15 protein-coding genes are annotated in these 13,068 nt (G+C 65.2%); 9 read left to right on the top strand and 6 right to left on the bottom strand.

What is annotated here, in order from left to right:
- Positions 1–8: 8 nt before the first annotated feature.
- Positions 9–959 carry an alpha/beta fold hydrolase gene (locus GUI70_RS06785; RefSeq protein ID WP_237724752.1) on the bottom strand — a complete coding sequence of 317 codons (951 nt, stop codon included), beginning with the start codon at positions 957–959 and terminating at the stop codon, positions 9–11.
- A gap of 51 nt (positions 960–1,010) precedes the next feature.
- Here GUI70_RS06785 and GUI70_RS06780 point away from each other — a divergent pair, with 51 nt between their 5' ends.
- From GUI70_RS06780 to GUI70_RS06755, 6 genes are all read left to right on the top strand, one after another.
- On the top strand, positions 1,011–2,273 hold the full coding sequence (locus GUI70_RS06780; RefSeq protein ID WP_161881532.1) for a cation:proton antiporter: 1,263 nt from the start codon (positions 1,011–1,013) through the stop codon (positions 2,271–2,273).
- Positions 2,274–2,369: 96 nt separating this feature from the next.
- Positions 2,370–2,897, top strand: coding sequence for a M23 family metallopeptidase (locus GUI70_RS06775; RefSeq protein ID WP_161881531.1), 528 nt, complete (start codon positions 2,370–2,372; stop codon positions 2,895–2,897).
- 34 nt (positions 2,898–2,931) lie between these two features.
- Complete coding sequence (locus GUI70_RS06770; RefSeq protein WP_161881530.1) at positions 2,932–4,215, top strand: DUF4127 family protein; 1,284 nt, start codon at positions 2,932–2,934, stop codon at positions 4,213–4,215.
- Between the two features lie 135 nt (positions 4,216–4,350).
- Positions 4,351–4,752 (top strand): DUF6006 family protein, encoded by a 402-nt coding sequence (locus GUI70_RS06765; RefSeq protein ID WP_161881529.1) that lies wholly within the window; start codon positions 4,351–4,353, stop codon positions 4,750–4,752.
- A 252-nt stretch (positions 4,753–5,004) separates the two neighbouring features.
- A complete protein-coding gene (tkt, locus tag GUI70_RS06760; RefSeq protein ID WP_161881528.1) occupies positions 5,005–6,996 on the top strand; it encodes a transketolase in 1,992 nt (663 codons plus the stop codon).
- Between the two features lie 125 nt (positions 6,997–7,121).
- On the top strand, positions 7,122–7,346 hold the full coding sequence (locus GUI70_RS06755) for a hypothetical protein (protein ID WP_161881527.1): 225 nt from the start codon (positions 7,122–7,124) through the stop codon (positions 7,344–7,346).
- Between the two features lie 38 nt (positions 7,347–7,384).
- Here the strand turns inward: GUI70_RS06755 and GUI70_RS24950 are convergent, their stop codons facing one another.
- Positions 7,385–7,846 carry a winged helix-turn-helix transcriptional regulator gene (locus tag GUI70_RS24950; protein ID WP_161881526.1) on the bottom strand — a complete coding sequence of 154 codons (462 nt, stop codon included), beginning with the start codon at positions 7,844–7,846 and terminating at the stop codon, positions 7,385–7,387.
- 78 nt (positions 7,847–7,924) lie between these two features.
- Here GUI70_RS24950 and GUI70_RS06745 point away from each other — a divergent pair, with 78 nt between their 5' ends.
- Together GUI70_RS06745 and GUI70_RS06740 are read left to right on the top strand one after the other, a co-directional pair.
- The gene (locus GUI70_RS06745; RefSeq protein ID WP_161881525.1) at positions 7,925–8,830 is read left to right on the top strand and encodes an SDR family NAD(P)-dependent oxidoreductase; all 906 of its coding nucleotides are present in this window, start codon (positions 7,925–7,927) and stop codon (positions 8,828–8,830) included.
- Between the two features lie 59 nt (positions 8,831–8,889).
- Positions 8,890–9,630, top strand: coding sequence for a monofunctional DNA glycosylase (locus GUI70_RS06740; protein WP_161881524.1), 741 nt, complete (start codon positions 8,890–8,892; stop codon positions 9,628–9,630).
- Here GUI70_RS06740 and GUI70_RS06735 read toward each other — a convergent pair.
- Positions 9,620–10,162, bottom strand: coding sequence for a GNAT family N-acetyltransferase (locus GUI70_RS06735; protein WP_161881523.1), 543 nt, complete (start codon positions 10,160–10,162; stop codon positions 9,620–9,622). The genes GUI70_RS06740 and GUI70_RS06735 overlap by 11 nt on opposite strands.
- Positions 10,163–10,408: 246 nt before the next feature.
- On the bottom strand, positions 10,409–11,179 hold the full coding sequence (locus GUI70_RS06730) for an SDR family oxidoreductase (RefSeq protein ID WP_161881522.1): 771 nt from the start codon (positions 11,177–11,179) through the stop codon (positions 10,409–10,411).
- A gap of 128 nt (positions 11,180–11,307) precedes the next feature.
- Here GUI70_RS06730 and GUI70_RS06725 point away from each other — a divergent pair, with 128 nt between their 5' ends.
- Complete coding sequence (locus GUI70_RS06725; protein ID WP_161881521.1) at positions 11,308–11,760, top strand: winged helix-turn-helix transcriptional regulator; 453 nt, start codon at positions 11,308–11,310, stop codon at positions 11,758–11,760.
- Positions 11,761–12,076: 316 nt separating this feature from the next.
- Here the strand turns inward: GUI70_RS06725 and mqnB are convergent, their stop codons facing one another.
- Both mqnB and GUI70_RS06715 read right to left on the bottom strand, forming a co-directional pair.
- The gene (gene mqnB / locus GUI70_RS06720; protein WP_306468274.1) at positions 12,077–12,715 is read right to left on the bottom strand and encodes a futalosine hydrolase; all 639 of its coding nucleotides are present in this window, start codon (positions 12,713–12,715) and stop codon (positions 12,077–12,079) included.
- Positions 12,712–13,032: an SH3 domain-containing protein gene (locus tag GUI70_RS06715; RefSeq protein ID WP_161881520.1), complete on the bottom strand. Its 321-nt coding sequence runs from the start codon at positions 13,030–13,032 to the stop codon at positions 12,712–12,714. The genes mqnB and GUI70_RS06715 overlap by 4 nt, the downstream gene beginning before the upstream one ends.
- Positions 13,033–13,068 lie beyond the last annotated feature (36 nt).

The following is a 13,068-nucleotide window of genomic DNA, read 5'->3' as shown; positions in this document are numbered from 1 at the left end:
ATCCGGCGTCAGCGGCTGAGTGCTTCTTCCAGCGCCGCCACAAATTCGTCCTCGTCGTCGAGCCAGGGATAGTGCCCGGCGTCGAGCAGGGTCACGTCGGCACCTCCCAGGTCTTCAAGCCACTGCACCTGCGCGGGATAACTGGTGGCGTCGTGCGTTCCGGCGATCACGTACACCTGACGCCGGATCTCGCTCAGAAACGGTGGGTACTCGAACTCCCACAGCCCCTGGTTGACCAGGGCCTGCTGCACCTCGGCCCCGCCCATCAGCTGGCCCTCCACGTCGGCAAATTCCAGGCGCATCCGGCTGGGCGCGTCCTTGAAGTGCAGGGCGTTGAGCAGGTCGCGGGCGTTGAGCAGCGCAAAGGCCGCCTCGATGCGGGCCGCGCCCACCTGGGGGTGCTGGCCCTCGGGGGTACGGGCGGTCACCTCCGCTTTGGGGTCTTCGAGCGTCACATTGCGGCGGGCACTGGCTTCTTCCAGCAAGGTGAGGGCCAGATCGGGAAAATGCACCCAGGGATTGACGACGACGGCCCGGTTGGTGCGGGTGGGAAAGCGCCGGGCGTATTCCAGCGCGATCAAGGCCCCAAAGCCGTGTCCCAGTGGGGTCAGCGTCTCCAGGCCCAGAAACTCGCGCACCGCTTCCACATCGGCAGTCAGGGTGTCGAGGTCGAGGGTATCGCTGCCCTGCTCGGTGTCGTCGAGTGCCCCGCTGCGGCCCGCGCCACGCTGGTCGAGGTAGATCACCCGGTAGGCCGAGAGGCGCTCACCCACCAGGTCGCGGAAGGTCAGGCTGTTGTAGCCGGGGCCGCCATGCAGGTAGATCAGGGTCTGAAGCTCTGCTGAGGCGAACTCGGGTTCGACCACCTCGAAATACAGATCGGCTCCGTTGAGGTGCTCGAAGTGGGCTTCGGCCCCGTCCTGAGGTTGAAAGTCGTCCATGTCGGCCAGATCGTCCATGCAGCCATTCTACGTTCAGCCGCACCGGGCCCGGCCGGTAGACTGCCCTCTATGTTGACCGCTTTTGCCGTGCTGCTCAGCGTGACTGCCGTACTGGCGTACCTGAATGAGCGGTTCTTTCACTTCCCGACCACCGTGGGGGTGGCCCTCTCGGGCGCGCTGGCGGGCATTTTGCTGGTGGGCATCGACGCGCTGGCGCTGCCGATGGTCGGCCACTACGCCCGCCTGATGCTCAAGACCCTCAATTTCACCGACTTCGTGCTCAACGGCATTCTCAGCTTGCTGCTGTTCGGCGGAGCACTCAGCCTCGACGCCGCGCAGATGCTCAAGCAGCGCGTTACGATTCTGACGCTGGCGGTGTTTAGCACGCTGATCAGCACTGTGCTGGTGGGCTTCGGGGCATATCTGGTGTTCGGGGCGCTGGGACTGGCCGTGCCGATGATCGGAGCACTGCTGTTCGGCGCGCTGATCTCGCCCACCGACCCGGTGGCGGTGCTCGATCTGCTCAAGCGGGCCAGGGTGCCGCCGCGAATCGAAACATTGATCGCCGGGGAGAGCCTCTTCAACGACGGCGTGGGCGTGGTGATCTTTCTGGTGCTCAGCGGGCTGGCCGGGGGCGGCAGTGTCAACGTGGACCACGCGGCCAGCGCCGATCTGCTGGGCGCACTGGGCCTGTTTGCCCGCGAGGCGATGGGCGGGGTGGCACTGGGCGGGGTGCTGGGCCTGACCGGGCTGTACCTGACCCGCACCATCGAGAACGCGGCGGTGGAGGTGCTGCTGACCCTGGCGCTGGTCATCGGCGGCTACGTGCTGGCGCTGGGTCTAGGCTTCAGCGGCCCACTGGCGATGGTGGTGCTGGGCCTGATCATCTCGGCGCACAAGGAAAAGATCTTCACCGAGAACACCCGCGAGCAGGTCATCAATTTCTGGGAGACCATCGAGCAGGTGCTCAACATCCTCCTGTTCGCCTTCATCGGCCTGAACGTGCTGCTCAACCCAGGGCGTGTGCCTCAGTTCGTGGCCGGGGGGATACTGATCGCCGTGGCGCTGGCGGCCCGCTACCTCAGCGTGGCGCTGCCGTTCTGGCTGATTCGCGGGCGGGCCGCTTACGGCGCGTATACTGTGCGGCTGCTGACCTGGGGCGGTCTGCGCGGCGGCATCGCCATCAGCCTGGTGCTGGGCTTGCCGCCGAGCAGCTACCGCAGCGCCCTGATCACCGCCACCTACCTGATCGTCTTGTTTACCATCGCGGTGCAGGGGCTGACCATCATGCCGCTGGTGCAGAAAGTGGTGGCAAGCAGCCCGGAGGAGTAGACCCAGCCAGTCGATCCAGAGCGTCGACTCAGGCCGCGTAATCTTCCTCCCCTGCCCTCAAGCCCACCTCACGCCCAACCCCCAGACTGACCGTCTATGCGCCGTTTTTTCGGCTGGCTGCTGATGCTGGCCCTGGTTGCCGCCGCCCTCTATGTCGTCTGGCCGCTGGTGCAGCGGGCCCAGCGCTTGGCGGCGCTGCACGCAGCTCCCCTGCCGACGCCCGGCAGTCTGCCGCTTCCACTGCCCGGCGTGAGGTTTGCCGACACCTGGGGCGGGGCCCGCAGCCAGGGACGGCGGCATGAGGGCGTGGACATCTTCGCGCCGAGAAACACGCCGGTTCTCTCCACCACGCGCGGCGAGATGCTCAATGTCGGTCCCGACACCCTGGGGGGCCGCACCGTGATGGTGCTGGGACCGGGCGGGGCGCGGCACTACTACGCCCATCTGGAGCGCTATCCCAAGCTCAAGCGCGGCGAGTGGATTGAGGCGGGCACAGTGGTGGGGTACGTCGGCGACAGTGGCAACGCGGCAGGCACACCAACGCACCTGCATTACGGCGTTTACCAGAGCGGCGGGGCCGTGAATCCGTACCTGCTCCTCAAGAAGACCTGGCGGGGCGAGTGAACCGCTCCTCACCTTGCCCCGCTAGCGTAGACCGATGATCCGCCGCCGTTTTTTGACACCTTTCCTGGCGACCCTCCTGCTGGGCGCTCCGAGTGCCCCGGCCCAGATTCTGCTGCCGCTCGACTCGCGCCCAGCCACCTCCACCCTGCCTGCCGACATCGCGGGCCTGATCAGCCCGGACGTGCGGCTGGCTCCGCAGTGGCTGCTGGGCGTCGCAGCGCGCGGCGCGGACGCCCCGGCCCTGGAAGCCTGGCTCGCCACCCAGACGACGCCGCAGGGCCTGCCGCTGATCGTCTCGCTCGACGCGCTGGCTTACGGCGGGCTGGTGCAGTCGCGCACCTCGCCGCTCAGCGCAGAGGAGGCCCTGGCACGGCTGGCGGTGCTCAGGACCAAGGCCGCCCGTCAGCAGCCCATTTACGCCTTCATCACCCTGCCGAGAAGTCCCGATGCCACCAACCGGGCGCGCAATCTGGCGGTGGCCCGCGAGATGCTGGCCTGGGCCGCCGACGGCACCTTCAAGGAGCTGCACATCACCTGGGACGACGCCCTGCCCGGCTCGCCCGCGCCGCAGGAGGGCGCGGCACTGGCCAAAGACGCGCCCGCCAACGTGCTGGTCTACCCCGGCGCGGACGAAGTGCTCAGCAGCCTGGTGGCCCGCGCCCTGTCGCCCGAACCGGCGCGCGTCAAAGTCGAGTACAGCGCGCCTGACAAGGCGGGTGCGGTTATCAAGTACGAGGGCATCGCCTTGTCGCGCAGCGTGGCCCTGCACGCCCAGGCCACCGGCTTCACGCTGGCCGCCGCCGGGGAGAGTGCACCGCTGACGCTGTACGTCTACAACGGCGGCGACACCCGCAAGGCAGCCCTGCGAATCTCGGCGCTGCTGCGGGGGGGCAAGGTGGCGGTGGTCGATGTCAACGCCGTCAACCAGGGCAACCTGGCGCTGTGGACCGATTTGACCACCCTGCGCCGCCCCGAGAATCTGGCGGCGCTGGCGGCCTGGGGCACGCCCGGCAACAACCTCGGCTCGGCCCTGGCCCACGCCAAACTCGACCTGAGCGGAGCCGACCCGGAGCGCCAGGACGCCCTGCTGGCCCGCGAGTACACCAACGACGTGATTTACAGCGCTCAGCTTCGCCCCCAGATCAGAAAGGCGCTGCCGGAAACCCAGCTCGGCACACCGAACGCCTCGCAGGTCATCTTGTCGCTGGCCCGGCGCGACTTTCCCCTGCATTTCGCCAACACCTACACCCTCACCGACGCCTCGTTTCCCTGGGACCGGTCCTTCGAGTGGCAGTTCGATCTGAAGCGGGTGCCGTAGTCGGGCCAGACTGGTCCCAGTCAGCAGTCCTACCCTTTGGGACAATTCCGGTCTCAAGACAACGGGACTGATCGGGCCGCACACTCGGGGCATGAGCGAAGGGAACACCTTCTTCCAGCGCTCGGGAGGCACTCCATGAAACGCACCCTGATGGCCCTGACCCTGCTGTCCATTCTCACCACCTCGCACGCCTCGCAGGTCGCCAACGCCTGGTATTTCGGCAACTGGAGCTGCGTTATCGATGGCCGCGCCGCCCGGATGGTCTGGCAGGTCGTGGACGATCCGCAGACCAGTTGCAGCGGCAACGTCTGCTCGACCTCGTCGGGCGTGGCGGTGCGAGGCTGGTTCAAGGACGGCGCTGGCCCCTGGGTCAAGCTGGTCAACCGCAGCGCCTCGGGAGCAGATTTGCGCTTTACCTACACCGGCGACAACACCCGCTGGTTTTTGCGCCACGACCCGAATACCGGCGTGGCCACCGGCAACACCATCTGGCGCGGCAACACCTACCCGCTGCAATGCTCGCAGGGCCAGGGCTGAGCCGCGTCTGAACGCCGCCCGCCCCAGCCCGGCGGGCGGCGTCCTCTTTGGCAGCCCAGGCCCGCAGCTCAGTGCATGGTTCTTGACTTCGGCTGCATACTGCGCTATTCTTTACCACATCAAGTTCAGCTCTCCGAGAACAGCGGCCCGCCAGTGAGCGGGTTTTTTCGTGTCTGTCTCCTCTGCGCCCTGACCGTTTGGTGAAGGTAGACAGCGCTGCTCCGCGGCAGTGAGCGGCGGTAAACTGACATTATGACCAGTCAGACATCCCAGCAATCCGTGGAGCAACTGAGCGTCAACACCATCCGTACCCTCAGCATTGACGGCGTGCAGGCGGCCAACAGCGGCCACCCCGGCGCACCGCTGGGCATGGCCCCGATGGCCTACGTGCTGTGGCAGGATTTCCTGCGCCACAACCCCAAGCACCACGACTGGCTGGGGCGCGACCGCTTCGTGCTGTCGGCAGGCCACGCCAGCATGCTGATCTACTCGCTCTTGCACCTCACCGGCTACGACCTGAGCTTGGACGACCTCAAGAACTTCCGGCAATGGGGCAGCAAGACGCCCGGCCACCCGGAGTTCTTCCACACGCCGGGACTCGACGCCACCACCGGGCCGCTCGGCCAGGGCGCGGGCATGACGGTGGGCATGGCGATGGCCGAGGCCCACCTGGCCCAGCGCTACAACAAGCCCGGCCTCAGGATTTTTGACAACTACACCTACGGCATGGTTTCCGACGGCGACCTTCAGGAAGGCGTCAACCACGAGGTCGCCTCACTGGCCGGGCACCTGCAACTCGGCAAGCTGATCTGGCTCTACGACGACAACGACGTGCAGCTCGACACTGGCACCTCCAAGACCTTTACCGACGTGACGGCCCTGCGCTACGAGAGCTACGGCTGGCAGGTGCTCGAAGTCCACGACGGCAACGATCTCACCGCCATCAAGAACGCGCTGGAAGCCGCCAGAAACGACACCCGCCGCCCCACCCTGATCAAGGTCAAGACCATCATCGGTTACGGCAGTCCCAAGGCTGGCACCAGCAAAGCGCACGGCGAGCCGCTGGGTGAGGAAGGCGTGGCCGCCACCAAGACAGCGCTGCACTGGGATTACCCGGCCTTCACGGTGCCGGATGAGGTCGCCCAGCACATGGACGCCACCACGCGCGGGGCAGAGCAGGAAGCGGCCTGGAACGAGGTCATGGACAAGTACCGCGCAGACTACCCGGCCGAGGCGGCCGAGCTCGACGCCATGATTGCCCGCAAGCTGGCCCCCGACTTCGCCGACACCCTGCCCAGCTTCGAGGTGGGCGGCAAGGGCATGGCGACCCGCGCGGCCAGCGGCAAGGTCATCAACGCGATTGCCGCCAAAGTGCCGGGCCTGCTGGGCGGCAGCGCTGATCTGTCGGGCAGCACCAAGACCACCATCGACGCTTCCGGGGCCATGCAGCCGGACGACCTGGGCGAGCGCAACATCTACTTCGGGGTGCGCGAGTTCGGCATGAGTGCCATCGCCAACGGCCTGAGTCTCTACGGCGGCCTGCGCCCGATGGTCGGTACGTTCCTGGTGTTTGCCGATTACCTCAAGCCCGCCTACCGCCTGTCGGCCATTCAGATGCAGCCGGTCATTTACGTGCTGACCCACGACAGCATCGGGCTGGGCGAGGACGGCCCCACCCACCAGCCGATCGAACAGCTCGCCATGCTGCGGGCCGTGCCCAACAGCTTTGTCATGCGCCCCGCCGACGCCAACGAGACCGCTGCCGCCTGGCAGGTGGCCCTAGAGCGCACGGACGGTCCCACCGCCCTGATCCTGACCCGTCAGGATTTGCCGATCTTGCCGCGCAACTACGTCGGCGTGCAGAAGGGCGCGTACGTGGTCAGGGATGCCGACAACGCCCAGATCATTCTGGTGGCGTCGGGCAGCGAGGTCTCGCTCGCCATTGAGGCCGCCGAGGCGCTCTCCAGCGAGGGCACCCCAGCGCGGGTGGTCAGCATGCCGTGCATGGAAGCCTTCCGCGAGCAGGACCAGGCCTACAAGGACAGCATCCTGACGCCGGGGGTCAAGCGCGTCGCCATCGAGGCCGCCGCCCTGCAACCCTGGTACGAGTGGGTCGGCCTGGACGGCGCGGTGGTGGGCATGACCACCTTTGGCGCGTCAGCCCCGGCCAAGACCCTGTTTGAGAAGTTCGGCTTCAGCGTGGCCAACATCAGCAAGGTGGTCAGGGGCGTACTGCAAGGCTAAACCCTGCCGACCGACCCAGGCCGTCTCCGCTGCCGGGGGCGGCCTTTCTGGTCCGCTGAGAACCCCCAAGCCCCCTTTACCTTGCCTTGCACTTTTCAGCTTCGGTCGCCGCGCATGATGGGCGCATGACCGATGCCAACAAGCCCACCATCAGCAGCGACCCCGGCGACACCTCCCCCGCCGAGGGCCAGAGCCAGCCGATTCCCTTTGAGGACAAGGGCGAGGGCACCGGCGGCGTGGACACCGCCGACCGCGCCGAACCCGCCGAGGGAGGCCGTGACGAAGTGCCGGGTCAGGGTGCGGACCTCAGCAGTGCGGCGAGCAATACCGAGGGCAGCGGGCGCAAGTAAGCACCCATCAAAGCAGTTGGTTTTGGGCCCAGCCGCACTCAAATGGCTGGGTTTTTTGGTTCTGTCCCCACGCCTTCCTGACTATCAAAGCGCTGCCTTGCGCCTTCAATTTGGCTGACGTTGGCCTCCGACCAGTTGATCAGCGCCCGCACCGGCTCAATCAGTGTGCGGCCCATCTCGGTGAGGGCGTACTCCACGCTGGGCGGATTGGTCGGGTACACGGTTCGTTTGACCAATCCGTCACGCTCCAAGCCGCGCAAGGTCAGAGTCAGCATCCGCTGGGAGACGCCCGGAATGCGCCGCTTGAGTTCGTTGAACCGTACTGAGCCGCTGTACAGGTTGCCCACCACGCACAAGCTCCATTTGTCGCCAACGCGGCTGAGTACCTCGCGGACTTCCAATTTGCCCTTAAGGCAACCCGGCGTGGTTTCGCCCACGCAAGGCGAACTGCCTAGCGCTGGGTGGTCTGGCTGTGATTTGTCGGTGAGGGGGAGTGACATCGGTGTGCCTCCTTGTGGCCAATCCTGGCGGGTATCATACTGCACCTAGGAACAAACAGGAACCACCTAGGAGCCGAGATGACGACCATACCCACCTTATCTAATTCGCCCCATTTACGCGGCAAAACGGCTCTCGTCACCGGCGGCACCTTCGGGATTGGCCGCGCCACCGCTGCCGGACTGGCCCGCCTGGGTGCGGGCGTCGTGATTACGGGCCGCAGCCAAGCACGTGCCGAGGAAGCCGTGGAGTTCATTCAGCGCCAGTCGGGGAGCAGTGACGTTTCGTATCTGCTGGCCGACTTTCTGCGGCCCACCGAAGTGCGCGCCCTGGCGGGAGCGTTCATTCGCACCCGGAGTCGCCTGGATATTCTGGTCAACAATGCGGGCGGCACTTTCGAGACGCGGCAACTGATGCCCGAAGGTCTTGAACGCACCTGGGCACTCAATCATCTGGCCTATGTTCAACTGACGCTCAGTTTGCTGCCGCTCCTCAGGGAGAGCGCCCCCGCCCGCGTGGTCAATGTGGCGTCGGGGCTGTATGCCGGGGCAATCAATTTTGAAGACCTCAGCGCAGAGAAGAACTTCAACCGCTTCAGGGCTTACGTGCATTCCAAGCTGGCGAATCACCTGTTTACCTACGAGCTGGCCCGCCGCCTGGCTGGGACGGGTGTTACCGTCAACGCCGTCAATCCGGGGATCGTGGATACCGGGCTGGGCAGTGACGCCAAAGGCATGCAAAAGCTGCTCTCGTCACTGCTGAGTCCACTCAAAAAGTCTCCCGAAGTGGGTGCCTTGCCCTCGCTCTACATGGCGACCTCAGCGGAAGTGGAGGGCGTCAGCGGCAGGTTTTTCGACAAGACCAAATTCGTGGAGCCCAGACCTGTCACCCGCGACCACGCCCTGCAAGACCGGCTGTGGCAGGTCAGCCTGGAGCAACTGGGCCGTAGCCCGGACGCCCTCGCAACAGCCGTCGCCGAGCATTGAGAAAAAACCAGCAACCCACCTATCCACCGCCCGCAGCCCAGCTTTAAGCTCAACCCATCATGGCCGACCCCAGCTCTCCCGGCGCTGCCGATCTCAACGTCACCCGCTCTCCCCACGAGCGCTCGGCCCTGCTGATAGAAGTGCATGGGCGCTTCCGAACCGAATACGGCGAGGTGCCGCTGACCCCGCGCCGCGACCCGATGCACGAACTGATCAGCACCATCCTCTCGCAGCGCACCAACGCGCAGGACGAGGACGCCGCCTACCAGGAACTGCGCACCCTGGGCGACTGGGACGCCATCGTGGCCGCGCCGACCGAGGTGGTGGCCGAAGCGATTCGGCGCAGCAACTACCCCGAACAAAAAGCCCCGCGTATCCAGGCGACGTTGAGCGCGGTCAAGGCCGAGCGTGGCGGCTACGATCTGGATTTCTTGCTGGATATGACGCCGGACGAGGGGCTGAAGTGGCTCACGGCGCTGCCGGGTGTGGGCGTCAAGACCGCCTCGCTGGTGCTGCTGTTCAACTACGCCAAGCCGGTCTTCCCGGTCGACACCCACGTTCACCGCATCACCTCGCGCATCGGGGCGATTCCCAAGATGGGCGAGCAGGCGGCCCACAAAGCGCTGCTGGGGCTGCTGCCACCCGACCCACCGCTCTTGTACGAGCTGCATATCAATCTGCTCAAGCACGGCCAGCAGGTGTGCCATTTCAGCCACCCGAAATGCGGCAAGTGCATTTTGCAGGATGTGTGCGACGCCTACAGAATTTACGGCGGCAAGGTTCCGGCCTTCAAGAGCTGAGCCAGTCGCATCTTAGGGTCGCCAGCTTCACGCTGTCCCAGCGCTGGCCATCCCAGGCGCGGGCCTCGGGAATGCGGGCGCACTCGCGGTAGCCTGTTGCCTGTGCAGCGCGGATCATGCGCTGGTTGCCGCTCCAGGTGCTCAGGGTGATGACGTGTGCGGGCGTGTCCTCGAAGGTGCGGACTGTCCAGAGCCTGAGCGCCCACCTGCCCAGGCCGCCGCCCCAGTACGCCCGGTCGAAGATGACGATGCCGAGTTCGAACCAGCCGCCGCCCACCGGGTCTTCCTCGTAGCGGCTGACCGAGCCGATGCACTGGCCGTCCAGGGCGATGATCTGCTGATCGGCGTCCCAGGGGTGAGCGGCGGCGCGCTCGGTGTAGGTTTCCAGGCTGAGTCCGGAGCTGGATTTGGGAAAGTACGGCCCGTCCCAGCGCTGCCATTCGGGACTCTGCTCAGCATGCAGCCAGCGGTGGAGGGTGGGCAAATCGGCCTCGGTCTGGGGGCGCAGCGTCAGGAGAGGGGAAGAATCCACGCTCTCAGGCTAGCGTTGCAGGCCTGAGGTGCAAAAGCCCTCTGGCATGCCGCCCATCAATTAGCGCGTTCGTCTGTTACGTTGCCTGGGAAAAGCACCCAGGCCACTTCACTGTCTTGGGCGGAACGGCACCCTTATGGGGCGTGCCCGCTCCCAATCGCTCTAGAGCGTCTTTCACTCGCTCTCCTGCGGAGCTGGGTCACTCTGCTCGGACGTAGAAGGAAGGCATCTTTTCCATCAAAAGCTCTAGGTCCTCGGCACCGACATCCGGGTCATCTGCCTGAACATGAACTGGGGCGCGACCCGGCTCATGGTGTTCAAGACATTGCTCAGGCCAGGGCGCAGCTCAGTCTTGCCTGCTTCAATACCCGCAATCGTCTGCCTGACCAGCGTGGCGGGTGACATGGCCGACATGCTGGTCAGGCCGCCCGTCTCGGCTTCGAGGCCCCTCAGCAACGGCGTCTCGATCGGTGGCGGGGCCAGTTCGACAATGCGCACGCGGCTGCCCGCCAGTTGCTGACGCAGCGCCTGGGTGTAGGCGTGCAGGCCCGCCTTGGCCGCCGAGTACACCGGGGAAGTGGTGAGGGGGATAAAGGCCAGACCTGACGAGACATTGACGATCAGAGCGTCTGGGCGGGTCTTGAGGTGGGGTAAGAATTGCTGAACCATCTGGATCGGCCCCATCAAATCAATTTCAACCTCACGGGTCATGTCGGTGAGGTCATGCGGCTGGTCGAGGTTGAGATTTCGCATGATTCCGGCGTTGTTGATCAGGGTATCCAGCGTCGGAAACGCGGCCAGCATGTCTTGGTATAGCTGCTGAATTTCCGCCGGGTAACTGACATCGCTGCGGTAAGCGTGCAGTCCGGGCAATTCGCGCACGGTCGCGTCCAGCCGAACCTGATCGCGCCCGGTCACGATGATGGTGTTGCCATGCTCCAGCAGTTGGCGGGCCAGTTCCAGGCCGATGCCGCTGGTACCGCCGGTGATCAAAATGCTGCGGTGGTGCAACTTCATGCTGACTCCTTTCAGGCCCCTTGGCCCAGCAGCTGTTATCCTAGATGCTATACTTACCAAATGAAAGAAGGCACCAAAAAGTTCTATACTGATCTAAAAGAGAGCAAGGGTTCAAAAAAGAGCAGACTATGAAAGGAGCCGCCCAATTCACCGACGAGCAGATTGCAGCAGCCAGGCGGTACGCTGCCGATCTCCCGCCTGCTGAGATCGACCCCCGCGTGGCGGCGCTGGTCAACGAACTGATCAGCCGGGTGGCTGACAAGTGGACGATGCTGATTCTGGAAGTGCTGACCGAACACGGCGTGCTACGTTTTTCGCGCCTGGGCGAACTGGTCGCAGGCATCAGTCAGAAGATGCTGACCCAGACCCTGCGCCAAATGGAACGTGACGGCTTGGTCGAGCGAACCGTGTACCCGGTGGTGCCGCCCAAAGTGGAATACCGGCTCACCGGGCTGGGCCTGAGCCTGGGCGCGGCATTTTGCGGCGTGTGGATCTGGGCAGCGGACAATCTCAACAGCGTCGAGGAAGCCCGCCGCACCTTTGATGATCAGAAAGCGGCTGGGTTATCGGCGCAGTCATGACGGTTTCCGAGAAATCCGTTCTGAAAATGGAATCTCGCCATTTTCATAATTCTTTTCCCAGAAATCGTTTTTCCCTCTCCTCCTGTCTTGAGTACAGCGGCTCCCTCACCGTGAAAGGACGCCCATGAGGCCGCCCGCTGGTCGGATATACAGTGATTGCCTCCCTGATTGACCGGAAACCGTATAAGGCATCTGCCAGAATAGTCGTCACCCTGGCTGGCACAACAGCAGAACAGAGCGGGCTGAGTGATGTTGCGGCGAACAACAAGACAGCCTCGGCTGCGCTCGACATGCCATCAGACTTGTGACAAATGCTCTAGCCCGCCGCCAGCTTCTCCAGCACCATTCGCAGACCCACGTCCAGCGCCGCCAGCGCCTCCCCAATGCGCCACGCTGAGCGGTCACGCGGCCCCACAAAGTTGCTGACGCCGCGCACCTCGGTCATGGGCACGCCCGCTAGCAGCGCGGCGTGCGCGACGCCCGCACCCTCCATGCCCTCCACGAGCGCGCCCGGCACCCGCCGAACCAATTCCTGCATCCCCACCTCACTGCCGGTCACGCTGCTGACGGTGACGAAGGGGCCATACGGCAGACCCAAGTTCAGAACGCCAGGCCAGCATGCGAAGCGCCCGGTGTGGCCCGGCGCGACTTCCAACCCCAGTTCAGCGAGCGGCAAAAACTGCTCACCATCCCAGGCACCCAGATCGGCCTGCACGATTTCGGAGGCCAGGGCCACGTCGCCCACTTTCAGGCCGTCGCTGGGAAACGCGCCGCCGATGCCCGTGCTGATGACCAGATCGCCCCCGAACCCGGCCAGCGCCGCCTGGGTCGCCAGCGCTGCCGCCACTGGACCGACCCCGCTGACCACCACCTGAACCTCGACGCCTCTCACGCTGAGGGCATTCAACCGCATGGCCTCGCCCGCCGTCGCCACCACCAGCAGGGCGCGTTTCACCGCTCGGACTGATCGGACTTGGGCTGCGGCGTGATGATCGGCAGCAACTGGCGCTTGAGCAGATCGGCGGAGATGTACCCGGCGTAGGTTTTGCCAGAGGCCTGGTATTTCACCGGGCACCATACGCTGCAGCGCCCCACCTGCACCGGCTGACCCCTGGGCACCACCGTCAGCACAGCGGCCTTCAGGGACGGCCCGGTGCGCAGGTTGGTGTTGTGGCGGGTCACGGCGTCGGACTGAAACACGAACGGCACGTCCTCGGCCCCAGCAGGAGCGGCAAGGGCGAGCAGCAAGGCAACGGTAAGCATCAGCTTCATACCGTCCATTGTGGGCGCGGCGGCACGCCCCCGGCA

Source organism: Deinococcus alpinitundrae (assembly GCF_009982895.1).
In the GTDB taxonomy this organism is placed as follows: domain Bacteria; phylum Deinococcota; class Deinococci; order Deinococcales; family Deinococcaceae; genus Deinococcus; species Deinococcus alpinitundrae.
Note: the sequence above shows the minus strand (reverse complement) of the source record. Positions and strands in the feature narration are given on the sequence as shown.

Coding starts and splice junctions, on each gene's coding strand:
- GUI70_RS06785 (WP_237724752.1), bottom strand. CDS start 959: ATGGACGATCTGGCCGACATGGACGACTTTCAACCTCAGGACGGGGCC.
- GUI70_RS06780 (WP_161881532.1), top strand. CDS start 1,011: ATGTTGACCGCTTTTGCCGTGCTGCTCAGCGTGACTGCCGTACTGGCG.
- GUI70_RS06775 (WP_161881531.1), top strand. CDS start 2,370: ATGCGCCGTTTTTTCGGCTGGCTGCTGATGCTGGCCCTGGTTGCCGCC.
- GUI70_RS06770 (WP_161881530.1), top strand. CDS start 2,932: ATGATCCGCCGCCGTTTTTTGACACCTTTCCTGGCGACCCTCCTGCTG.
- GUI70_RS06765 (WP_161881529.1), top strand. CDS start 4,351: ATGAAACGCACCCTGATGGCCCTGACCCTGCTGTCCATTCTCACCACC.
- tkt (WP_161881528.1), top strand. CDS start 5,005: ATGACCAGTCAGACATCCCAGCAATCCGTGGAGCAACTGAGCGTCAAC.
- GUI70_RS06755 (WP_161881527.1), top strand. CDS start 7,122: ATGACCGATGCCAACAAGCCCACCATCAGCAGCGACCCCGGCGACACC.
- GUI70_RS24950 (WP_161881526.1), bottom strand. CDS start 7,846: ATGTCACTCCCCCTCACCGACAAATCACAGCCAGACCACCCAGCGCTA.
- GUI70_RS06745 (WP_161881525.1), top strand. CDS start 7,925: ATGACGACCATACCCACCTTATCTAATTCGCCCCATTTACGCGGCAAA.
- GUI70_RS06740 (WP_161881524.1), top strand. CDS start 8,890: ATGGCCGACCCCAGCTCTCCCGGCGCTGCCGATCTCAACGTCACCCGC.
- GUI70_RS06730 (WP_161881522.1), bottom strand. CDS start 11,179: ATGAAGTTGCACCACCGCAGCATTTTGATCACCGGCGGTACCAGCGGC.
- GUI70_RS06725 (WP_161881521.1), top strand. CDS start 11,308: ATGAAAGGAGCCGCCCAATTCACCGACGAGCAGATTGCAGCAGCCAGG.
- GUI70_RS06715 (WP_161881520.1), bottom strand. CDS start 13,032: ATGAAGCTGATGCTTACCGTTGCCTTGCTGCTCGCCCTTGCCGCTCCT.